Source organism: Microbacterium sp., from assembly GCF_047602155.1.
Classification (GTDB): Bacteria; Actinomycetota; Actinomycetes; order Actinomycetales; family Microbacteriaceae; genus Microbacterium.
Genome location: NZ_JASGHZ010000001.1, coordinates 767,410 through 789,237, shown reverse-complemented (window position 1 = coordinate 789,237; position 21,828 = coordinate 767,410). Strand labels below are relative to the sequence as shown.

General features: G+C 67.2%; 24 protein-coding genes. 23 read left to right on the top strand and 1 reads right to left on the bottom strand.

Going from position 1 to position 21,828, the window contains the following annotated elements; translation table 11 throughout:
• The first annotated feature begins 55 nt into the window (after window positions 1–55).
• From QM720_RS03660 to QM720_RS03600, 13 genes are all read left to right on the top strand, one after another.
• Complete coding sequence (locus QM720_RS03660) at window positions 56–865, top strand: SDR family NAD(P)-dependent oxidoreductase (RefSeq protein WP_415124799.1); 810 nt, start codon at window positions 56–58, stop codon at window positions 863–865.
• A 44-nt stretch (window positions 866–909) separates the two neighbouring features.
• Complete coding sequence (locus tag QM720_RS03655) at window positions 910–1,785, top strand: amidohydrolase family protein (RefSeq protein WP_415124798.1); 876 nt, start codon at window positions 910–912, stop codon at window positions 1,783–1,785.
• Window positions 1,786–1,796: 11 nt separating this feature from the next.
• Entirely contained in the window at window positions 1,797–2,480 is a 684-nt protein-coding gene (locus QM720_RS03650) for a carboxymuconolactone decarboxylase family protein (RefSeq protein WP_415124797.1), read from the top strand.
• Entirely contained in the window at window positions 2,477–3,316 is an 840-nt protein-coding gene (locus QM720_RS03645) for an isocitrate lyase/PEP mutase family protein (RefSeq protein ID WP_415124796.1), read from the top strand. The genes QM720_RS03650 and QM720_RS03645 overlap by 4 nt, the downstream gene beginning before the upstream one ends.
• Before the next feature lie 37 nt (window positions 3,317–3,353).
• Entirely contained in the window at window positions 3,354–3,548 is a 195-nt protein-coding gene (locus tag QM720_RS03640; protein ID WP_415124795.1) for a ferredoxin, read from the top strand.
• Window positions 3,549–3,553: 5 nt separating this feature from the next.
• The gene (locus tag QM720_RS03635) at window positions 3,554–4,780 is read left to right on the top strand and encodes an NAD(P)/FAD-dependent oxidoreductase (RefSeq protein WP_415124794.1); all 1,227 of its coding nucleotides are present in this window, start codon (window positions 3,554–3,556) and stop codon (window positions 4,778–4,780) included.
• 11 nt (window positions 4,781–4,791) lie between these two features.
• On the top strand, window positions 4,792–6,018 hold the full coding sequence (locus QM720_RS03630; protein WP_415124793.1) for a cytochrome P450: 1,227 nt from the start codon (window positions 4,792–4,794) through the stop codon (window positions 6,016–6,018).
• Window positions 6,019–6,339: 321 nt separating this feature from the next.
• Window positions 6,340–7,524 carry an ABC transporter substrate-binding protein gene (locus tag QM720_RS03625; RefSeq protein WP_415124792.1) on the top strand — a complete coding sequence of 395 codons (1,185 nt, stop codon included), beginning with the start codon at window positions 6,340–6,342 and terminating at the stop codon, window positions 7,522–7,524.
• A gap of 33 nt (window positions 7,525–7,557) precedes the next feature.
• A complete protein-coding gene (locus QM720_RS03620; RefSeq protein WP_415124791.1) occupies window positions 7,558–8,442 on the top strand; it encodes a branched-chain amino acid ABC transporter permease in 885 nt (294 codons plus the stop codon).
• Window positions 8,442–9,320 carry a branched-chain amino acid ABC transporter permease gene (locus QM720_RS03615; RefSeq protein WP_415124790.1) on the top strand — a complete coding sequence of 293 codons (879 nt, stop codon included), beginning with the start codon at window positions 8,442–8,444 and terminating at the stop codon, window positions 9,318–9,320. The genes QM720_RS03620 and QM720_RS03615 overlap by 1 nt, the downstream gene beginning before the upstream one ends.
• Complete coding sequence (locus tag QM720_RS03610; protein WP_415124789.1) at window positions 9,317–10,033, top strand: ABC transporter ATP-binding protein; 717 nt, start codon at window positions 9,317–9,319, stop codon at window positions 10,031–10,033. The genes QM720_RS03615 and QM720_RS03610 overlap by 4 nt, the downstream gene beginning before the upstream one ends.
• 49 nt (window positions 10,034–10,082) lie before the next feature.
• Entirely contained in the window at window positions 10,083–10,820 is a 738-nt protein-coding gene (locus QM720_RS03605) for an ABC transporter ATP-binding protein (RefSeq protein WP_415124788.1), read from the top strand.
• Window positions 10,820–11,629 carry an SDR family NAD(P)-dependent oxidoreductase gene (locus QM720_RS03600; protein WP_415124787.1) on the top strand — a complete coding sequence of 270 codons (810 nt, stop codon included), beginning with the start codon at window positions 10,820–10,822 and terminating at the stop codon, window positions 11,627–11,629. The genes QM720_RS03605 and QM720_RS03600 overlap by 1 nt, the downstream gene beginning before the upstream one ends.
• A gap of 49 nt (window positions 11,630–11,678) precedes the next feature.
• On the opposite strand, the gene QM720_RS03595 is transcribed toward QM720_RS03600, so the two are convergent.
• Window positions 11,679–12,440 carry a FadR/GntR family transcriptional regulator gene (locus QM720_RS03595; RefSeq protein WP_415124786.1) on the bottom strand — a complete coding sequence of 254 codons (762 nt, stop codon included), beginning with the start codon at window positions 12,438–12,440 and terminating at the stop codon, window positions 11,679–11,681.
• A 163-nt stretch (window positions 12,441–12,603) separates the two neighbouring features.
• Between QM720_RS03595 and QM720_RS03590 the strand changes: the two genes are divergently transcribed.
• From QM720_RS03590 to QM720_RS03545, 10 genes are all read left to right on the top strand, one after another.
• On the top strand, window positions 12,604–13,746 hold the full coding sequence (locus QM720_RS03590; RefSeq protein WP_415124785.1) for an acyl-CoA dehydrogenase family protein: 1,143 nt from the start codon (window positions 12,604–12,606) through the stop codon (window positions 13,744–13,746).
• A complete protein-coding gene (locus QM720_RS03585) occupies window positions 13,743–14,510 on the top strand; it encodes an SDR family NAD(P)-dependent oxidoreductase (protein ID WP_415124784.1) in 768 nt (255 codons plus the stop codon). The genes QM720_RS03590 and QM720_RS03585 overlap by 4 nt, the downstream gene beginning before the upstream one ends.
• The gene (locus QM720_RS03580; RefSeq protein ID WP_415124783.1) at window positions 14,507–15,340 is read left to right on the top strand and encodes an SDR family NAD(P)-dependent oxidoreductase; all 834 of its coding nucleotides are present in this window, start codon (window positions 14,507–14,509) and stop codon (window positions 15,338–15,340) included. The genes QM720_RS03585 and QM720_RS03580 overlap by 4 nt, the downstream gene beginning before the upstream one ends.
• Entirely contained in the window at window positions 15,337–16,239 is a 903-nt protein-coding gene (locus QM720_RS03575) for a CoA transferase subunit A (RefSeq protein WP_415124782.1), read from the top strand. The genes QM720_RS03580 and QM720_RS03575 overlap by 4 nt, the downstream gene beginning before the upstream one ends.
• Window positions 16,240–16,246: 7 nt before the next feature.
• Window positions 16,247–17,044 (top strand): CoA-transferase, encoded by a 798-nt coding sequence (locus tag QM720_RS03570; protein WP_415124781.1) that lies wholly within the window; start codon window positions 16,247–16,249, stop codon window positions 17,042–17,044.
• Window positions 17,041–18,612, top strand: a complete 1,572-nt coding sequence (locus tag QM720_RS03565) for an AMP-binding protein (RefSeq protein WP_415124780.1) — start codon at window positions 17,041–17,043, stop codon at window positions 18,610–18,612. The genes QM720_RS03570 and QM720_RS03565 overlap by 4 nt, the downstream gene beginning before the upstream one ends.
• 3 nt (window positions 18,613–18,615) lie before the next feature.
• Window positions 18,616–19,386 (top strand): citrate/2-methylcitrate synthase, encoded by a 771-nt coding sequence (locus tag QM720_RS03560; RefSeq protein ID WP_415124779.1) that lies wholly within the window; start codon window positions 18,616–18,618, stop codon window positions 19,384–19,386.
• Window positions 19,387–19,404: 18 nt separating this feature from the next.
• Window positions 19,405–20,424, top strand: coding sequence for a 3-keto-5-aminohexanoate cleavage protein (locus tag QM720_RS03555; protein ID WP_415124778.1), 1,020 nt, complete (start codon window positions 19,405–19,407; stop codon window positions 20,422–20,424).
• Between the two features lie 52 nt (window positions 20,425–20,476).
• Window positions 20,477–20,959 (top strand): thioesterase family protein, encoded by a 483-nt coding sequence (locus QM720_RS03550; RefSeq protein ID WP_415124777.1) that lies wholly within the window; start codon window positions 20,477–20,479, stop codon window positions 20,957–20,959.
• Between the two features lie 83 nt (window positions 20,960–21,042).
• Entirely contained in the window at window positions 21,043–21,819 is a 777-nt protein-coding gene (locus tag QM720_RS03545; RefSeq protein WP_415124776.1) for an electron transfer flavoprotein subunit beta/FixA family protein, read from the top strand.
• Window positions 21,820–21,828: the final 9 nt, after the last annotated feature.

Below are 21,828 nucleotides of genomic sequence, written 5' to 3'. Positions count from 1 at the left end.
GCCCGATGGAGCACTCGGCGCTGCATGGGTAGCCGTCTCACACAATGGAGTTGGAATGACGTCGATCAATGATCCGGATGCCGTTGGTCCGGATGCCTGGGCTGGCCGCGTCGCCGTCGTGACCGGGGCTGCGGGAGCAATGGGAAGCCAGGTCGTGGCTGACCTCCTCTCGCGCGGCGTTCTGGTCGCAGGGTTCGACCGCACCGACGCGCTGGAACGGCTCGGTGATATCGCCGCAGGCACTCCCGGACGATTTCTCGGGATCGACGTCGACATCACTAGCCGTGCGGCCGTGCAGGATGCCTTCACGCGCGTCGACGACGAACTGGGCCCGGTCGAGTTCCTCGTGAACTTCGCCGGGATCGTCGGCGGGGCATCGACGATTGACGAGATCACTGAAGAAGATGTGCGACGGGTGTTCGCCGTCAACTTCGACGGCACACTGTGGACGCTGCAGGCTGCCACCGCGCGGATGCAGCGGCTCGGTCGCGGCTCGATCGTCAACATCAGCTCGACGAACGGCTTCAAGTCGCGCCGCGACAACCTCACTCACCCTTATGCCGCGGCCAAGGCCGCGGTGATCGGCCTCACGATGTCGACTGCCGTCGAAGCGGCGGCCCACGGCATCCGCGTCAACTGTGTCGCGCCCGGAATGCACCTCGGTCCGCTGCAGCTGGAGATGGCGCGTTCTGGCGACGGTGCCGAGAATTTCATCGAGAAGGCCATCGCGTTTACTCCTCTCGGTCGCGCCGGCACGGGCGCCGACATGGTCGGGCCCGTGCGCTTCCTGCTCGGACCCGACTCAGGATTCATGACAGGCCAGACGATCGTCAGCGACGGCGGTCGCACGCTCTGGTACGACTGAGCACCCGATACGACGCAACGGTTTCGGACGGCGGAGAAGGCGCGATGATCATCACGGATGCCCAGGTGCACATCTGGGAGTTGAGCCGTCCCGGGCGAGAATGGCCCGAGGGGCGATTCATGCCGACGTGGGCATCGACACCGCTGTCGGCCGACCAGCTGGTCGCACGCATGGACGAGGCCTCGGTCGACCGTGCCGTGCTCGTGCCGCCGGCGTTCGAGGGCGACCGCAACGATCTGTCGCTCGAGGCCGCGGCCCGGTACCCCGAACGACTGGCAGTCATGGGCCGCATGCCGATCGACGATCCTGAGACTCCGGCAAGGATGGCGGAGTGGGCGCGGACTCCCGGCGCGATAGGGCTGCGCTTCACCTTCTTCATCCCACAGCACCGGGAGTGGCTCGAAACCGGTGTCACCGACTGGCTCTGGCCTCGAGCCGCAGAGCTCGGCATCCCGCTGATGGTCTACCCGGCACCCGACATCCTCGAATTGATCGGCCCCGTCGCTCGAGACAACCCCGATGTGAAGATCACGATCGACCACCTCGCCGTCGGTCACGAGGAATGGCGCCGCGATGAAAAGGCGTTCGAGCACCTGGACACCCTGCTGGGTCTGGCACAGTACCCGAACGTGGCGGCGAAGGCCTCGGGCCTTCCCGAATACTCGACCCAGCCGTACCCCTACCGCAACATGCACGGCTATTTGAAGGACGTCGTGCAGGCCTATGGGCCGCAGCGCACGTTCTGGGGCACCGACCTCACGCGACTGCCATGCACGTATCGTGAGGCTGTGACCATGTTCACCGAGGAGATGGACTTCCTGAGCGCGGACGACCTCGAGTGGATCATGGGGCGTGCCCTCGGGCAGTGGCACGGCTGGCCGCAGCCGGGCGACAAGCTCGCCCCGGAGCACGGCTCATGACAGCGGATGAGGTGACCGGCCGCTCCGCGGCGCCCGAACTCTACGACGCCGTCATCGGCTTCGGCGACGCCTCCGCGCACAGCGCCCGGCTCGAGCCGAAGGTCGCGGCACTTGTCGCGCTCGCGGTCCGTGCGTCAGCCTGCACGCTGTCGGCAGAGGGTATCGATCATTGGGTCGCCGTGGCCATGGCCGCCGGCGCGACGGCCGCCGAGGTCGCCGACGTGCTCGCAAGCATCGCCCCGCTCGGCAATCACGCCGTGGGAGCTTCGCTGCCTGTGCTGCTGGAGGTCGCCGCGGAGGCGGGCCAGCAGATCGGCGAACCCGAGCTGACAGCGCAGGCGAAGCAGATCAAGGACGAGTTCGTTGCGATGCGCGGGTACTGGACGGACGGTCGCGAGCGCCTGGCCCGCTACTTGCCCGGCTTCTTCGCGAGCTATATGGAGCTCTCGGCCGCACCGTGGAAGCACGGTGTGCTCGAAGGCAAGGTTCGCGAGCTGATGATGGTCGCCATCGACGCTTCGGTCGCGCACATGTATACCGACGGCGTGCGGCTGCACGCACGGATGGCGATGCAGAACGGTGCGACGCTGGACGAACTGATCGGCGCGCTCGAAATCGCCGCGACCCTCGGCGTCGACGGGTTTGTCCACGGGATGCGAACGGCATCTGCGATCGATCGGGAGGGTGACACATGACGGCCGACTGGCTACCCCGCAGCGCAGACGAGGGTCCAGTGCTGCTGCCGGGCGTATATGACGGGCTGGGTGCCCGCCTCGCCGAGATGGCCGGGTTCCGCGCCGTCTACGCGAGTGGCGGTGCGATCGCTCGGTCGGCCGCGCTGCCCGACATCGGGCTACTCACTTTGACGGAGACGCTCGACCGGCTGCGTCCCATCGTCGAGGCGACGTCGCTTCCCGTGGTGGCTGACTTCGAGACCGGCTTCGGTGGCCCCGCCAACATCCGGCGGGCGGCGAAGGCCTTCGCCGACCTCGGCATCGCCGCGTTCCACCTCGAAGACCAGGACGAGCCCAAGCGCTGCGGTGCCTTGCCGGGAAAGCGCCTCATCTCTGTCGAGGAGATGTCGCAGAAGCTGAGTATCGCGCGCGAAGCGGTGAGCAATCCCGACGTACTCATCGTGGGGCGTACGGATGCCGTGTCGGTGGAGGGTCTGGATGCCGCGATCGCCCGCGCCAACGCATACGGTCGCGCCGGTGCCGACATCGTCTACCTCGAGTCGCTGTGGGACGGGCCGTCGATCGCCCGTGTCGCCGAGGAGGTGCCCGGCCCCAAGATGATCAGCATGATCGGAGGGAACTCCGCCCCCGACTTCTCCGCACGCGAGCTCGTCGAGATGGATTTCCGTATCGTCATCGTTCCCAACGACCTGCAGCGCGCCGCGGTGTTCGCGATGCAACGCGCGCTCGAACTGCTGCGCCATGACGGGCACACCACATCCATGGCCGACGCCATGATCACGATGGAGGACCGCGAGCAGATCGCCCGCACGCACGACTACGTGGACCTGGTGTGACGCCGTCCACCCCACTCGAGACCCGAGGAGAAAACTGATGAAGGTCATCGCCGAGATCGACAAATGCATCGGAGCCGGACAGTGCGTGCGCGCCGCCGGCGATGTGTTCACGCAGGATGACGACACCGGTCTTGTCGAGGTGCTCGTGGAGCACCCCGATGATTCGCGCCGTGCGGCCGTGGAGACGGCGGTGCGGCTGTGTCCGACCCATGCGCTGAAGCTCGAGGACTGATCGCCATGGATTCCTATGACGTTGTTATCGTCGGCGGGGGAGAGGCCGGTGTCGGCGCCGCACTGAATCTCCGCAGCTGGGGGTTCACCGGCAGCGTCCTGCTGATCGCGGGCGAGGCCGAGGCCTACCACCGCCCGCCGCTGTCGAAGGGCTTCATCGAAGGCACCGAGGGGCGCGAGGCGTTGCACTCAGCCTCGGACGCAGACTTCGCGCAGATGGATCTGCACACGCGGTTCGGGGCGCGAGTGACGGCGATCGACCGTTCGCGCAAAGTCGTGCTGACGGACGAAGGCGACGTGGGCTACGGACACCTCGTCCTCGCCACCGGCGCGCGCAACCGCTCCCTGACCGATCGTGACCTGACCGGTCTTGTGCAGCTGCGCACCGTCGATGACGGGCAGCGTTTGCGCGACGCGTTGCGCGCGCATTCCTCGATCGTCGTGATCGGCGCCGGCTTCCTCGGGCTCGAAGTGGCCAGTGTTGCTGCCGATCTCGGCCTCGACGTCGAGGTCGTCGAGTTCGCGCAGGCGCCGCTCGGCGGAAAAGTCAGCGCCCCGACCGTGCAGGCAATCGAGTCGTACCTGCGCTCATGCGGCATCCGGTTCTCGCTGGGTGTGGGCGTCTCTGAATTCCTCGAGGAAGACCGCGCGCTCACGGGCCTCGTGCTCAGCGACGGTCGCGTCATCGAGACCTCATTGGCACTGGCGTGTATCGGCGTCGTTCCTGAGGTCGCGCTCGCCGAGGCGGCGGGTCTGAAGATCGGCAACGGCATCGAGACCGACGAGTATCTTGTCACGAGCGATCCCGACATCTCCGCGATCGGCGACTGCGCGTCGTATCCGACCCGCGACGGTTCGCGCCTGCGCGTCGAGTCGATCGCCAACGCGCTTGGCCAGGCCGATGCTGTTGCGCGCCGACTCGCCGGCACCGTCGAGCCGTACACCGCGGTGCCCTGGTTCTGGAGTGTCTACGGCCCGCACCGCATGGAGATCGTCGGCGTGCGCAACCAGGTCGACGAGGTGATCGTGCACGGCAGCCCTCTCGACCACGACTTCGCTGCCTACTGTTTCTACGAGGGCGAGCTCGTCTGCTTCGAGTCCCTCAACCGCGCGCGCGAGCACATGAAGATGCGGCGCCTGTTCGAAAAGGGCACCAAACCCACCCCAGACATCGTCGGGACACGCGGATTCAGCCTCGCCGACTGGAAACCGGCACCCGTCGCCACGACCTGAGAGGACACGCCATGACCACCACACCGACCGAGGTCTTCGCGGCCTTCCCGTTCGAACGCGGCGCAGACCCCGTGTTGCCTCCCGTCGAGTATGCACAGGCGCGCCAGCTGGATGCCCCACTAGTCAAGATCAAGATGTGGAACGACAACGTCGCGTGGCTCGCTACGCGCTACGACGACGTCGTTGAGCTACTCACTGACAATCGGTTCAGTGCGAACCCGCATGCCGAGAAGTACCCGTCGCCGACGTCGAGCCGTGCGGCCGTGCTCAACGCCGAGCCGCCCGCGCTCGGCCAGATTGACATGCCCGAACACTCGCGGCTGCGCCGGATGTTCACACCGATGTTCACACTCAAGCGCATGCTGGAGTTCAGCGATCAGATCCAGGAGGTTATCGACCGCGCTCTGGACAACCTCGTCGCTGCGGGCCCCGGTGCAGATCTGTGCAGGCTGTTCGCCTACGAGATCCCCACCACCGTTGTCGCGGTCGTCATGGGCGTGCCCGCCGAAGACCGCCTGTTCTTCATCGAAACGGCCAACGCCCGGTTCTTCCACACGAAAGATCCGCAGGCCGCGATCGACGCGGGTGTCGCGCTGGGGGACTACTTCGACCGGCTGCTGTCTGAGCGCGAGGCCAGTCCACGTGAAGGCAACGACGTCGTCAATCGCATCGTCAACGAGCAGATCCTGCCGGGGAACCTCGATCACAAGGATGCCATCACGCTGCTGCGCAACATTCTGGTGAACGGCCAGGACACCACGGCGAATGTCATGTCGATCGGCGTCGTCCTGTTCCTCGAGCACCCAGACCAGCTGCAGAAGGTCAAGGACGACTGGTCGAAGCTGCCCGGCGCCGTCGCCGAGATCCTGCGCTATACGACACCGGCGCACTTCCAGGCGCCACGCACGGCTCTTGAGGAGGTTGACTTCAAGGGGATCACGATTGCGAAGGGTGAAGGCATCATCGCCTCGCTCCTGGCGGCTGACAACGATCCGGCGGAGTTCCCCGACCCGCAGGCTTTTGACGTCGAGCGCGACACGTCGCATCACGTGGCTTTCGGCTCCGGCATCCACACCTGCCTCGGGCAGCAGCTCGCGAAGGTCGAGCTGGAGCTCGCTTTCCGGACGTTGTTCACGCGGCTGCCGAACCTCAAGCTGGCTGTGCCGTATGAGGAACTGCGGTTCACGAACAACACGGGTCAGGCTTTCGGCATCCACGAGGTGCCCGTCACCTGGTGACTACCCGGTCGAGAACCCCAGAGGGCGGTCCGCGTCCTGGCACGTGGCGAAGCCGGCAGCTGGACGCTCATCCCGCCGTCGGTGGCTGATGCATTCGTCCAATTTCAGACAATTGGCACCGGATGGCGTCGGATCGCGGAGAGTCGGCGGGTCGATGGGGGAGGTCTCTCGATTTAGGTGGGGATTGCGGGGAATAGCGGTTGTTAAATGGTCTGACATGTGCTTTTCTAGTATTGTCAGACTAGTGCCGAATCTTCGGTGATAAGACACCCGACAATGGGTCGGGTGAATGTCTGGGCTTGCTCAATGAGGAGGAATCCAATGTCCACACACAGCATGCGGCGCCGTCGGACCACGCGGATGCTTGCCGTCACTGCGGCGGCGGCAGCGCTGGCTCTCACGCTCGGGGCGTGCTCGTCCGGCCAGCCGGAGCCGTCGTCGTCCAGCGGCGGCGGACTGCCGGCAGAGATCGAGCTGACGTCGCTATTGAACCAGTCGGGTGTTGTATCCCTGATCGGCAAGGACTCGCAGGCCGGCCAGGAGTTCGCGATTCAACAGCTCAACGAGGAGAAGTTCCTCGGCGATACGAAGCTGTCGATCAAGTTCGAGGACACCAAGACTGATCCGCAGCGCGCCGTGCAGCTGGCCAGTGCCGCTGTCGCCGCGAAGCCGCCGGTCGTGCTGTCGCCGCTGACGAGCGCGGAGAACCTCGCGATCGCCCCGATCCTGCAGCGCGGCTCGGTCCCGCTCGTGATCCATGGCGCGATGGTCGAAGGGCTGGTTGAGACCGGCGACTTCATTTTCCGCACGACGGCGCCGCAGGGGACCTACCAGCAGGCCGCCGTCGATCGGCTCAAGGAGCTCGGCGTCAAGAAGATGATCCTGGTGTACACGGCGGACAACCCCGGCACCAAGTCATGGGCCGAGACCACGATGAAGCCGCTCCTGGCTGACAACGGCATCGAGGTCGTCGAATCGATCGGCATCGCCCAGTCGCAGACCGATTTCTCGTCGGTGGCGACGAAGGTCGCCGACTGGGGCGAGGACACCGCAGTGGGACTGGCCGTGCAGGGTACCGCCAACGGCACGATCGTCACGCAGATGCGCGACCAAGGCTTCAAAGGACACTTCGTTGGCGACAACAACTTCGCCTCGGGCACTCTCGCCGCCGCGGGTGACAAGGCGAAGGGCGCGTTCTGCGTCGTGGCCTTCTCGCCGGAGCTCGACTTCCCGAGCACAAAGGCGTTCGTGGAGGCATGGGGCAAGGCTCACAACGGTGAGGTGCCCAGCGCGTACGCCTCCGAGGGCTACACGATGGTGCTGTTCGCCGTCACCGGCATCAAGAACGCGAACTCGGTTGACCCTGTCGAGGTGCAGAAAGGCCTGCTGAAGGCCTCTCAGGACGGCATCGAAGCCGGCCCCGGGCCCATCACGTTCAAGGACCGTGACGCTCGCGTCGAGGGTGCGCTCATCGTCTGGGACGGCGAGAAGTTCGTCGCCCCGTAGTCGACGGGTCTGTGGGCTGAGGGGGCTTTTCCGATGCAACAAGTCATCAACATCCTGGTCCTGGGATCGATCTATGGACTGTTCTCCATGGGTCTTTCCCTGGCCTGGGGTGTCGCCAACATCCTCAACCTCGCGCATGGTGCGGTGTTCGTTACCGGTGCCACAGTCACCTATGTGATCGGCACCGTGACGGGGCTGCCGCTGATCGTCCTGCTGCCGGTGGCGATGCTCGTGGGAGCACTCATCACCGTCGTCATGGATGCGGTGGCCTTCACGCCGATCATCGCGAAGTCGGAGACCTTGTTCAATCGGGAACTGGCATTCCTCATGGCGACGTTCGGGTTCAACGGCATCCTGATCAATGTCACCGAGGAGCTGACTGAGTCCCGCATCGTCAGCATCCCGCAGTCGGTGTTCCAGTCGGAGGTGTTCCGCTTCGGCGACGTCTCGATCACGAACATCCAGATCCTCACGCTCGTCTTCGGCATCATCGTCGCAGTCGCCCTGACCTGGTGGATCAAACGCACCCGCCAGGGCAGGCTGCGCGCCGTGGCTTACAACGACCGGATCACGCCATTGTTCGGCATCGACGGGAAGCGGCTGTCGCGGGCGACGCTCGCGGTGTCGGGCGCCCTCGCTGCCGGCGCCGGCGTACTGCTGGCGATCCTGCTGAGCGGGTTCAACGCGCACTCCGGAGAGTCGCTGATGATCAAGGCATTCGCGGTGATCATCGTCGGTGGAATTGGCAACGTCATGGGCACGGCGTTGGCCGCCTACGGGCTGGCAGCCGTGGAGACCGTCGCGTTCCTGACCCTGGGCGGCGAAGCGCAGGATGCTGCCGCCTTCGTGATCATCCTCATCGTGCTGCTCCTGCGTCCGCAGGGAGTGCTCGGTGCGACGACGACGGAGAGAGCCTGATGAACTGGTTCGTCGCTAACGAGATCCTGCTGCAGCAGGCCGCGGTCTCCGCGGTGCTCGCAGGCAGTGTGCAGATGCTGCTGAAGGCGGGCATCTTCTCCTTCCTTCCTGTAGGAACCTGGATGATCGGGGGTTACGCAGCCGCGATCCTCTCCTTCCAGGGCTGGCCAACCGTATTGGCGATCATCGCCGCCGTCCTCATCGGCGCGGTCGTGTCGTTCATTGTCGCGTTCGCGATGCGCCGCCTGTCTGGCATGGTGCTCGGCATGGCGTCGCTGGCCTTCGTACTCATCGTTCAGGTGCTCGTTCGCACCGGCCCGACAGAGGTGACCGGCGGTGCACTGGGACTGTACGGCATCCCGCCGCAGTTGAACACGATCGCCGTCGTGCTGATCGCCGCCGCCGTCGCCGTCCTGCTGTGGTGGCACGAGCGGGGTCGTGCGGGCCGCGCGGTGGAGAGCATCCGAGAGGACGCGCATGTGGCGTCCGCCGTCGGCATCCCGGTGCGCGGTGTGCAGGCCTGGCTCGTCACGGTCGCGGGTGCGCTGGGTGCACTGTCAGGCGCGTGCTACGCGTTCATGTTCAACGCCATCACCCCGGATATGGGCGGATTCAAGCTCGTCGTCGCGACCCTATCGATGGTGATCATCGGTGGCGTGGCGTCGTGGAAGGGCGCCTACATCGGCACCGCGCTGATGACGCTCCTGCCGAGCCTCGTGGCGATCTTCGATGCGTGGTCACTGGCCGCATACGGCGTGATCCTCGTGGCGGTGGTGGTGCTCGCTCCAGGCGGTCTGCTCGGTATCTGGCGCGACATCCGCTCCCGCATCCGCGCGCGCTCGCAAGCGAACGCGAACTCGAAGGAGGCGGTTTCATGAGCGCTCTGGTGACAGTCCGTGCCCTCACGGTGCGCTACGGCGGCGTCGTCGCGCTCGACGCAGTCGACCTCGAGTTGGAGCAGGGCTCGATCGAAGGTCTGATCGGCCCCAACGGCTCGGGAAAGTCGACGTTCCTCGCCGCGCTGTCAGGGGCACGGCGCGCCGACGACGGTGAGATCATCATCGACGGCGAAGATCGGCGCCGACTGGCGACCTGGCGGGTCGCCCGTCTCGGCGTCGCCCGCAGCTTCCAAGGGACACGGCTCATCCGGGGGCTCTCGGTGCGAGAGAACATCACACTTGGCGCCGAGTGGCACGCTGAGCTGCGTGGCAAGGAGCGCAGTCTGGTGGACGCGGCACTCGAACGTACCGGACTCGCCGCGGTCGCCAGCGCGGACGCTCGCTCGCTCGCATACGGCACGCAGCGCCTAGTGGAGATCGCGCGCGCCATCGCGGCACAGCCCCGACTGCTGCTGCTGGACGAACCGGCGGCGGGAATGAACCCGCACGAGAAGCGCGAAGTCGAGACGGTGATGAAGTCACTGCGCGACGATGGTGTGACACAGTTGCTGGTCGAGCATGACATGGACATGATCGCGGCGCTGTGCGACCGCGTGCGGGTGCTGTCCAGTGGGCGATTGATCGCGACCGGCACGGCCGAAGAAGTTAGTCGTGACCCGGAAGTGCGGGAGGCATACCTTGGCCACAAATGATCGACTCGTCGCCCAGGGCGTACGCGTCTCGTACGGCGCGGTGGAGGCTGTGCGCGACGTCACCGTTGAAACGGAACCGGGCACGGTGCGGCTGCTGCTGGGTGCCAATGGCGCCGGCAAGTCTTCACTGCTGAACGGCATCTCAGGGATGGCGCCGGTGAAGGGCGGGTCCATCACGCTTGGCGAGCTGCAACTGGACAGGATGCGCGCGCACCGGATTTCGCAGGCCGGCGTGCTGCAAGTGCCGGAGGGGCGACGCATGGTTGCACCGCTCACGGTGGCGGAGAATCTGCAACTCGGTCAGCTCGCCGCGCGTGGGCGCGAAGGCACGGACGGCAACCTTGGCACGGTGGACGCGATCTACGCGATGTTCCCCGCGCTGTACGAACGTCGCGCGATCCGCGCGGGCCAGCTCTCCGGCGGCGAGCAGCAGATGCTCGCACTCGGCCGAGCCTTGATGGGAGTGCCGCGCGTCATCCTGCTCGATGAGCCCACGATGGGGCTGTCACCCAAGTTCGTCGACGTCGTGCTCGAGTGCGTGCGGACGATCGCCGCGAAGGGTATTGGGGTGCTCATGGTCGAGCAGAATGTCGCCGCGCTCGACGTCGCCGATTATGTCTACCTGATGCGGCTCGGTGAGGTAGTGAGTTCGGGCCCGGCGTCGGAGTATGCCGGAGATGAGCGCATCGTCGACTCGTACCTCGGAGTGACCTCGGTGGCCGAAGTCGCTGAGGAGGACGAACAAGAATCCGGCTCGGACGGGCCAGTCGAGGGTGGGACAGCATGATGAAGCCGTTTGACGGACGGGTGGCGCTCGTGACCGGCGCCGGAGCCCAGCGCGGCATCGGCCGTTCAACGGCCGTCGAACTCGCCGCCCAGGGCGCGCGAGTCGTTGTCAGCGGCCGTTGGCACGACTACGCACCGGATGCGCCGTGGCGCGGTGTGCACAGCGTTGTCGAGGAGATCCGTGCTGCCGGCGGCGAGGCTGTCGCCATCCACGCCGATGTCGCCAGCGAGGCCTCGGTTGAAGCACTCGTCCACGAGACCGTTCAGGAGTGGGGTGGGCTCGACATCGTCGTCAACAATGCGGCGGCACGTCGCGAGGGGCCCGTCGCCGCGAGTTGGGAGTTGCCGCTTTCGGAGTGGCAGGAGCAGCTCGACGTCAACCTCACCGGAGTCTTCCTCGTGTGCAAGGCGGCGATCCCTCATCTGCTGCGGCGCAGCAATGGCCGCATTGTCAACGTGTCGTCGTTGTCGGCGCGCATCCCGCTGCGGCAGCGCGCCGGCTATTCGGCGAGCAAGCACGGATTGACCGGCCTTACGCGGGTTCTCGCCGCCGAACTCGCCCCGCACGCCATCACCGTCAACGCCGTATGCCCGGGAGTCATCGAGACCGATCGCTCGGCGACGAGCGCCCAGGTGACCGAGGCTGGTGCCGCGACGAAATGGTCCGATTTTGCGGCCAGTACCGTCCCCGCCGCGCGCGTGGGAAGCCCCGAGGAGGTGGCCGACCTCATCACCTTCCTCGCCTCCGAGCGCGCGGCGTATATCACCGGCCAGGCGATCAACATCGACGGCGGTTGGGTGATGTCCTGATCGCTTGTCAGAAAGTAACAGCGCCCGCTGCCGCCGGTAGTCGCGCTTCCTAGCGCGGGAGTGTGACGGCAACCGGGGCGGCGCCGGTAGCGCCTGTCGCCGACGCGTGCTCGTGCAAGTACTCGAGGTGGTCGTGCATGACGCGCATTGCGGCTGTCGGGTCTTGCTGCTCAATAGTCTTGAACAACGCGATATGGTGTGCGACTGCGGTGCGGCCGAGTTCTTCGTCGGTATGGACGAAGGCGAGCGGGTGGGCTGTGCGGTGCAGGGCTGAGACGAACGATGACAGGACGCGGTTGCCTGAGGCGTCGGCAACTTCGCAGTGGAACCGCGCGTTCAGTTCGGTGACGGCGGGGTCGTCGAAGGTCGTCGCACGTTCTTCGTCGATGATGCCGCGCAGCGAGGCGAGGTTCGTGTCGCTGCGGTGCAGGGCGGCCATCCGGGCACTGGGCACTTCGAGCAGATCGCGGAAGGCGTGCACTTCTTCGGGAGTCACCGAGCCGAGATCGAGAATGTTCGACAAGCGGTCGGAAACCACGCGGGCGAGAGCCCGGTGGTCGACGCTCTGCACGTAGAGGCCACTCGTGGTGCCGGGCTTGGCGAGCAACCCTCCTTCGGTCAGCGAACGCAGCGCCTCGCGGATCGTGGCGCGGCTGACGCCAAATGTCTGCGACAGAGTGTGTTCGCTCGGCAACCGTGAGCCCTCCGCCAGGCTGCCGTCGAGGATCGCACGCTTCAGTTGCGCCTCGACCTGCTGGCGCGGCCGCTGCACAGGGACGGCGGAGAAAGGCAAGGAGGACTGGCCCGGCATCAGGTTCCCATCGATTGTCAGATTCCACGCGGAGCTAACCTATGGCGCCAATCATACGGTGTGGAACTGACAGAACGGGTATCGGTCAGATATTGACTTTGTCTGACAACGTGTGCGATAGTCAAGACACGACCAACGGGGATCGACCGAGGAGACCAGCGACGTGACTCTCACCGAGGACCAGCAGATGATGGTCGACGCGATCGACCAGATCTGCCGGAGCATCGTCACCGACGAGTACTCCGCCGAGATCGACCGTGTGGCGCGCTACCCCGTCGAAGTGATGGACGCCCTCGCGGCGCAGGGCTGGGCGGCATTGCCCGTGCCCGAGGAAGCCGGCGGGGGAGGCGCCTCGGCGCAGGATCTGGTCGTCATCCACGAGACGCTCGCCCGCCACAACCTCGTCGTCGGGCAGGCGTACTTCTCGCTCTGGGTGCTGGGCGCCGAGGCGATCGAGCGGCTCGGCACGCCCGAGCAGAAGGCCGAGTGGCTGCCCCGCATCATGGAGGGTGCGAACGTCGCCTTCGCCCTCACCGAACCGGGGTCAGGCTCTGACGCCGCCGCGCTGCGCACGGCCGCCATCCGCGACGGCGACGACTTCGTGGTCAACGGGTCGAAGGTCTTCATCACCGGCGCCGCTGTGTCCGAGGTCATCATCACCGGCGTGCGCACGTCGACGGGTGGGCGCAAGCAAGAGGGCATCACCTCGCTGATGATCGACCCCACGCTGCCGGGGGTCGACATCCGCAAGCTCTCGAAGATGGGGCTGAAGGGCCTCGATCTGTGTGAGGTCTTCTTCGACAACGTCCGCGTTCCGGCATCCGCCGTCCTCGGCGCGGTCGACACGGGCTGGGCGGGGATGCTGCCGGGCCTCGCGAATGAGCGTCTGCTGCTGGCCGCGCTGAGCGTCGGGGCGCTGCGCGACCTTCTCGACCGCTGCCTCGTGCACGCGCAGCAGCGCGAGTCGTTCGGCAAGCCGATCGCGGGCCACCAGCTGATCGCCGAGAAGCTCGTCGAGATGCGCGTCGCGATCGAGGCGAACCACGCCCTTACGATGCAGGCCGCCGCGCTGGTCGATGCGGGTGACCCGGATGCGGTCAACGTCGCCTCGATGGCGAAGCTGTCGGCGACCCGCGACTACATCTCCGCGACGCGTGAAGCCGTGCAGATCTTCGGCGGCTACGGGTTCACGGACGAGTACCCGGTCTCTCGCCACTACCGCGATTGCAAGTACCTCGAGATCGGCGGCGGCACGAGCGAGATCCAGAAGATCGTCATCGCGCGTTCGATGGGAATCCGGCTGTGAGCGGGCTCGACGCGTTCCGCCTCGACGGGCGCATCGCGATCGTCACCGGCGCGACCGGCGGGCTGGGGGAGCAGGCCGCTCGGGCGCTGGCCGAGGCGGGCGCGACGGTGGTCATCACGGGGCGGCGCGAGCAGCGGCTGCAGGCCGTGGTCGAGGGCATCCGCGCCCTCGGCGGGGCGGCGCACGCGCGCGCCCTCGACATGACCGATCCGGATGCCTTGCGCGCCGTGTTCGCCGAGGTCGCCGAGACAGTCGGCGCCCCCGACATCCTGATCAACAACGCGGCGCAGGCGCACCAGGCGGACGTGCTCGACGTCACCGACGACGACTGGGCGCGCATCATCGACGTCAATCTCACGGCCGTGTTCACCGCGAGCCAGGCGTTCCTGCGCCACCGGAACACCGACCGGGAGAGCGCCATCGTGAACATCGCGTCGCTCGCCGCGACGATCGGCGTGCGCGGACAGGCGGCCTACGTCGCGAGCAAGACGGGCGTGGCCGGGCTCACGCGGGCACTCGCGCTCGACACCGCGCGCTCGGGCGTACGGGTCAACGCACTGGCCCCCGGCTACTTCGCGACCGACATGCCGGCCGAGGTCCTGGCCGACGAGGCGGCCACGGCGGCACTGCTGAAGAAGATCCCGATGCGCCGCGTCGGTCAGCCCGAGGAGATCGGCCCGGTCGTCGTGTTCCTGGCATCCGACGCCTCCCGGTACATGACCGGAGCCATTGTCAACTTCGACGGAGGGTACACCGCGCAATGAGCGAACAGACACGTCCCGTCGCCCTGGTCACGGGCGCCGCAGGCGACATCGGACAGGCCACCGCGGTGGGCTTCGCGCGCCGCGGCTACGACGTCGCGGTGTTCGACCGCGTCGAAGAGATCCTCGCCGAGACGGTCGCGCTGTGTGAGGCAGAAGGCGCCGCGGTGCACGCCGCGGGCGTCAATCAGATCGACTACGACACGGTGCGGGCGGGTGTGCAGGCCGTCGTCGACCGCTTCGGCCGCATCGACGCCCTCTTCGCCAACGCCGGCTACGGCAAGATGGCGCAGCTGATCGACGAGCCGATCAAGGAGTGGAACCGGCACGTCGACGTGAACCTGCACGGGACGTACTTCGTCGCCCGCGAGGCCGCGAACGCTATCATCGCCGGCGGCCGCGGGGGGTCGATCGTGCTGAACGCATCGTCGGGTGCGACGCAGTACTCCGACCTGCTCGGCGCCTACTGCATCACGAAGGCCGGTGTGAAGATGCTCGCCGTGGGCCTGGCCTCCGAGCTCGGCACCCACCGCATCCGGGTGAACTCGATCGAGCCCGGCGTCGTCGAGACCGGCATGACCGCTCCGATGCTGAACGGCGAGAACGGTGCCGCGCACAAGGAGGTGCTCGGGGTGAACACGCCCGTGGGGCGCCTGGGCAATCCGGAGGACATCGCACAACTCGTGCTGTTCCTCTCGTCAAACGAGTCGGCGGGCTTCATCACCGGCGTCAGCGTGCCGATCGACGGCGGGCAGGTCATCCACGGCCACCCGCAGTGGTTCGCGACCGACTACCGCAACACCGGAACCCCGAAGTGGGAGGCCAAGCTGTGACCGACATCACGCGCACGTCGCGCATCATCTCCGTCGAGGATGCCGCGGCCGCCGTCGAGGACGGCATGACCGTCGCGATCGGCGGGTTCATCAACTCCGGGCATCCGATGGCGGTCGTCCGTCAGCTGATCAAGGACGGCCGCAAGGATCTCACGGTCGTCGGCGCCGCGTCGGCCGGACTCGAGACCGATCTGCTGATCGCCGCCGGCGTCGCCAGTCACGTCATCACCCCCTACGTCGGCGCCGAGGGCTTCGCCGGCATCGGGCCTGCCTTCCGCAAGGCCGGCCAGGACGGGCTGATCGACATCTTCGAGCTCGACGAGGCGCACTTCTACGCGGGGCTGCGTGCCTCGGCGCAGCGCGTGCCGTACAACCCCTGGAAGGCGGGGGTGGGCACCGACCTGCCGAAGATCAACCCCCGGCTCAAGGAGTACCGCGACCCGCTCACCGATGAATTGCTCATCGCGGTGCCGGCGATCAACATCGACGTGGCGTTCCTGCACGCCGCCACGAGCGACGTCTACGGCAACGTGCAGCACAACGGCACCCGCTACGGCGACATCTCGATGTACAACGCCGCGACGAAGACCTACGTGTCGGTCGAGAAGGTCGTCTCGCCCGAGCGCATCAAGGCGGACCCGCTCAAGACCTCGATCCCGGGCGCGACGGGCGTCATCCGTGCCCCGTACGGCGCGCACCCGTACTCGGCCGACGGCTACTACGTGCCGGATGCCGGGCACATCAACACGTACCTGGCCGCCGCGACGGCGTGGCTGAAGACGGGCGACCGCGCCGAGCTCGACGCCTACATCGCCGAGTACATCACCGGCCCCGCCGACCACGCCGACTATCTGGAGCGCATCGGCATCCGCACGCTCCTGTCCCTGAACGAGTTCTGAGGCTGACATGACCGAGACCGCATTCCCCGTGTCCCCCAAGGAAGTCATGGCCGCGGCGATCGCGCACGACCTCAAGGACGGCCAGTGGGTCGAGGTGGGGGCGAACCTTCCCGTGCCCCGTGCCGGCGCCCTGCTCGGCCACCTTCACCACGGCCCGAACATGACCGTGATGATCGCCATGACCAAGGCGTACCTGCGCGACACGCCCGTCATCGAGGAGTTCGAGTTCATCACCGACGTCGGCGCGATGCAATGGTCGGAGGCCTACTACCAGCACGACCAGCTGCTCAACAACCAGCGGCACCGCGCCAACGGCGTGTTCTTCTGCGGCGGCATCCAGATCGACCGGTACGGCAACTCCAACATGATCGGCATCGGCAGCGACTACCAGAAGCTGAAGTTCCGCGGCCCCGGGCCGATCGGCACGACCAACGCGACGGCGCAGAACGGCACCTGGCACCTCGTCACCAACTCGCACGACCCGCGCGTGCTCGTCGACCGCGTCGACTACGTCTCCGCGCTCGGGTACGGGCGCGGTGAGAAGAACCTGCGTGAGGAGCTGGGGCTTCCCAACGGGGGGCCGACGTCCATCATCACGCCGCTGTGCGTCTTCGACTTCGAGGAGGAGACTCGCAGCGCCCGCTTGAAGTCCGTGCACCCGGGGGTCACGAAGGACGAGGTCATCGAGAAGACCGGCTTCGAGATCATCGTGCCCGACTCGGTGCCGATCACCGACGGGCCGACCGACGACGAGCTCGCACTGCTGCGCAACCGGATCGACGCCCGAGGCGCCCTGCGGTCATGAAGATGGACGAGCCCGCGCTGCGGACACTGCCGGCGCTTCTTGCCCGCAATGCCGCCGAGGATCCGGAGCGCGTCTTTCTCGCGTGGGCGGGCGGGCAGGCGACGCGTGCTGAGGTGTGGGAGCGGGCGCAGCGCACCGCGTCCGGCTTCCTCGGGCTGGGGCTCGTCAAGGGCGACCGCGTCGCGATCATGCTCGACAACGGGCCGGAGTTCATCTCGGCGTGGTTCGGCCTGGCCACCGCCGGTCTCGTCGAGGTTCCGCTCAACCCCGAGATGGGACCCGAGCGACTGCTGCACGCCATGCGGAACTCGGGGGCGTCGGCCGTCGTCGTCGACGCACGCCACCTGGGCCAGTTCACGTCGCTGCACGCGGAGCTTCCCCAGCTGCGCACGGTCGTCGTCGTCGGCGTCGAGGTGGCCGACACGCCACTGGAGACGAGAGCGCTCGCCGCGCTCGAACACAGCGACATCGGCGAACTGCCGGAGGTCACCCGTGCCGACCCCGAGGCGATCATGTACACCTCAGGATCCACGGGGCCCGCCAAGGGGGCGATCCTCCCGTACGGTCAGCACTACATGAACGGCTGGCAGGCGCGTCGCCAGGCAGACATCCGCCCCGACGACCGCATCTTCGTCGTCCTCCCGCTGCACCACAATCAGGCGCAGGGCTACGGCGTGATGGCGGCGGTCGTCGCCGGCGCCGAGGTCTTCATCGCGACAGGCTTCCGGCGGGCCACGTTCTGGCAGGAGACCGTCGAGGCGAAGGCGACGGTGTTCGTCTTCGTCGGAGCGCTGCTGGCACTGCTCGGCGCGCAGGACGGCGAGCCGGAGAACCCCATCCGGGTCGCCTACGGGGCCATGGTCCCCAAGGAGCTCTACCTCGAGCTGGAACGCCGGTTCGACATGCGGATCATCGACGCCTACGGGTCGACGGAGGCGACGATCCCCACGTGGGGGAGCCTCGACGGCGACCGCGCCATCGGCTCCTCCGGCCGGGTCATCCCGGAGTTCGAGGTGACGATCCGCGACGAGCTCGACGAACAGCTCCCCACGGGCGAGATCGGAGAGATCTGCATCCGCTCGCGCGAACCGTTCACGATGTTCCAGGGCTACTTCGGCAACCCCGAGAAGACCATCGCCGCCTCCCGCAATCTCTGGTTCCACTCGGGCGACCGGGGACGTTTCGACGAGAGCGGCAACCTGTGGTTCGAGGGCCGGGTCGACGACGCGATGCGGCGCTTCGGCGAGTTCGTCTCGGCCAAGGAGGTCGAGGATGCCGTCCTCACCCTCGATGCGGTCGAGCTCGTCGCGTGCTACGGCATCGCCGACGCCGTCGCCGGACAGGAGGTCATGGCCGCGATCGTCCTCCGCGAGGGGCGGCGACTGAGCGCCGAGGAGGTGCGCGCACGGGCCGCCGAACTGCTGCCCCGGTTCGCCGTGCCCCGCTACGTGGAGTTCCTCGACGAGCTCCCGATGACTCCGACCGGGAAGGTCGAGAAGCACAAGCTCCGCGCGCGCGGCGTCACCGATGCCACTTCCGACGCACGCCGAACCCAGGAAGGAAAGTAACGGATGGCCTACTTCAGCACCGCCGTCAGCGAAGTGACGGAGGGCGTCGTCAACCTGCGCGGCTACTCCCTCGCCGACGTCATGCGCAAGGCGACCTACACGCAGGGCGCCTTCCTGTCCATCACCGGCCGGCTGCCGAGCGCCGCCGAGACGCGGCTCGTCGACGGCATCCTCACGAGCCTCCTCGACCACGGCTACGTCGCCTCGACGATCACCGCGGCACGCTACATCGCCTCGGGCAACCCGCAGTTCATCCCGGCGGTCGCCGGCGGCATCCTCGCGGCGGGAAGCAACACGCTGTCGCCCGAACACTCCTTCCATCTGCTCGACCACACCGCCGAGCTCCGCGGCGACGGCACGCTCGAAGAAGGCGCGGCCCGGGTCGTCGAGGAGTACGTCTCGCAGCGCAAGCGGCTGCCCGGCTTCGGTCACCCGACCCACAAGACGAGCGACTTCCGCGCCGACATCCTCTTCGACCTCGCCGCCGAGCTGGGCCTCGACGGCGAGTCGATCCGGCAGCTCCAGGCGATCGACAGGGCGTTCCGCGAGCGCACCGGCAAGACGAACATCCCGATCAACATCGACGGTGCGCTGGCGGCCATCGGGCGCGACCTCGGCTGGTCGCCGAACCAGACCGTCGCCTTCGCCGTGCTGTCGGTGCTACCCGGCCTCATGGCCCACGTCGTCGAGGAGATCGAGACCGGGCGCCCGCTGCGCTACATCCAGGACGGCGAGTACGTCGGCGAACCGCTGGCCAAGTCCGTCGGCGACTGACATCGAGGAGCAACCGCAATGGGATTGAACGACAACACCATCCACTGGGATCGGGTCCGGCAGGGCGTCGAGCGCGCCGAGGGGCGCCTCATCTGGCGGCCCTACGGCTTCCCGGAGATCATCGACCCTTCGCACTCGTACTTCCATGAGGGCGAGATTCAGCCGAAGTGGGACGTGCCCGACAAGATCGTGGTGCAAACGGCCATCACGGGTGCGTTCTACACGCGCACCGCCAACCCCCACCAGCCGATCACGGTCGACGAGATCCTGCAGGATGCGCAGCAGTGCGCTCGTGCCGGCGCCAGCGCGATCCACCTGCACATGCGCGGTGACAACGGCTACAACGTGCTGGATCGCGAGCGCTTCACGGCGGTCGTGAACCCGCTGCGCGAGGAGTTCCCCGGCATCTCGGTCGACGGCTGCTACGTCACGGCGCTCAAGGGCGAGTGGGACGAGATGAAGCTCGCGATCGACGAGAAGATCCTCGACGGCGTGCCGGTGAACACGGCTGTGCTCTACAACGGCGACGCGCTGTTCGCCAAGCCCGCGCCGCTCATGATCGAGAAGACCCGCCTCATCCTCGAAGCAGGCGTCGCTCCGATCGTCGCGGTGTACACGGACGCCGACGTGAACAACGCCGACCGCTTTCTGTTCCGCAGCGGTCTGCTCGGCCCCGGCCAGGTCTGGTGCGTGCTGCCCTCGATTCCCGGCGCGAGCCCGATGGAGAACCCGCACCAGATGTTCACGGGGCTCCTGCGGATGGTGGAGCTGGTGCGGGATGTCGACCCCGAGGCGAAGATCCTCGTCTGTGCGGCGGGCCGGGCATCCGTCTTCCTCGCGACGGCGGCGGCGCTGCTCGGTCTGCACATCCGGGTGGGGATGGAGGATACGGTGTGGAAGTACCCGCACAAGGACCAGAAGATCACGAGCAACCTCGAGGCGTTCCTGCAGGTCAAGCAGATCGTGGAGGCGCTGGGCCGCGAGGTCGCCACGCCGACCGAGTACCGCGAGATCATGGGCGTCAAGGCGCTCGTCTGAGTGTCGATGCGGCAGTGACGAGGTGAGAGGCGCGCGACCGGTCGATGACGACGTGCAACAGCTCGCGGTCGTCGACACGGGCGTCGTCTCGCCCGACGACATCGACTTCAACGACCACATGAACGTCAACGTCTTCTTGCGGATCCTGACCGAGACGACGATCCGCGGGCTGGAGCCGGCCGGACTCGGATTCGGGTATCCGGCTCTCCACCGGTGCGGGCTGTTCTCCGTCGACCACCACGCGCAGTACCTGTCGGAGCTGCGGCTGGGGGCGCCGTACTCGACGCACGTGCGGCTCGTCGCGGCATCCGAGAGCGGCGTGCACACCGTCGCTTACCTCCGTGACGTGGAGGGTCGGCGGGTCGCGGCGACCCTGGAGAGTCTGCTGCTGAACGTCGACCACGCGACGCGGCGCGTCGTGCGGATGCCCGCGGAGATCCAGCAGCGGGTCGCCGAACTGAGTCGGGCGCATCGCGCGCTTTTGTGGCCGGCGCAGGTCTGTGGGGCGATCTCGGTGCCGGGACGAGCCCTCTGAGACCCGAGCTATCTGATCCCCCGTCTCACCATTCACGGGACCGAGTCGCACCTCCTAGAATGGTCCCATCCGAAGGAGAGCCGATGAAGATCGTGGTGCTGGTCAAGGAAGTCCCCGACACCTATGGCGACCGCAAGCTGAATCTCGAGACCGGCCTGGCCGACCGCGCGGCCGGTGATCGGGTGCTCGACGAGATCGGCGAGCGGGCCATCGAGGTCGCGTTGAGCTACGCCGACGCGCACCCGGGCACCGAGGTGCAGGTCGTGTCGATGGCTCCCGAAGAGGCCGCCGCGACGGTGCGCAAGGGGCTCGCGATGGGCGCGGCATCCGCGCTCCAGGTCCTCGACCCGGCCCTTTCCGGCGCCGATCTCGGCGTCACGGCGAAAGTGCTAGCGGCGGCCGTACGCCGCGCCGGATTCGACCTGATCATCACGGGGAACCTCTCCACCGACGGCTCCGGCGGCGTCCTCCCCGCGATGCTCGCCGAGCACCTCGGCGTGCCGCACGCCACCGCGCTGTCGGCGGTGACGATCGCCGAGAGCGAGGTCACTGGGACGCGCGCGACGGACTTCGGCGCCGCGCAGGTGACGGCATCCCTCCCCGCCGTCATCTCGATCACCGAGGCGCTGCCCGATGCGCGATTCCCGAACTTCAAGGGCATCATGGCGGCGAAGAAGAAGCCGTTCGAGACCGTGTCGCTCGCTGACCTCGGCGTCGACATCGACCCGGCGCTCGCACCGCAGTCGATCATGACGGCGGTCAGCGAGAAACCGCCGCGGGGTGCGGGCGTGAAGATCGTCGACGAGGGGGATGCCGGCGACAAGCTCGCCGCGTACCTCATCGAGAACCGGCTGGCGTAAGGGGCTGTC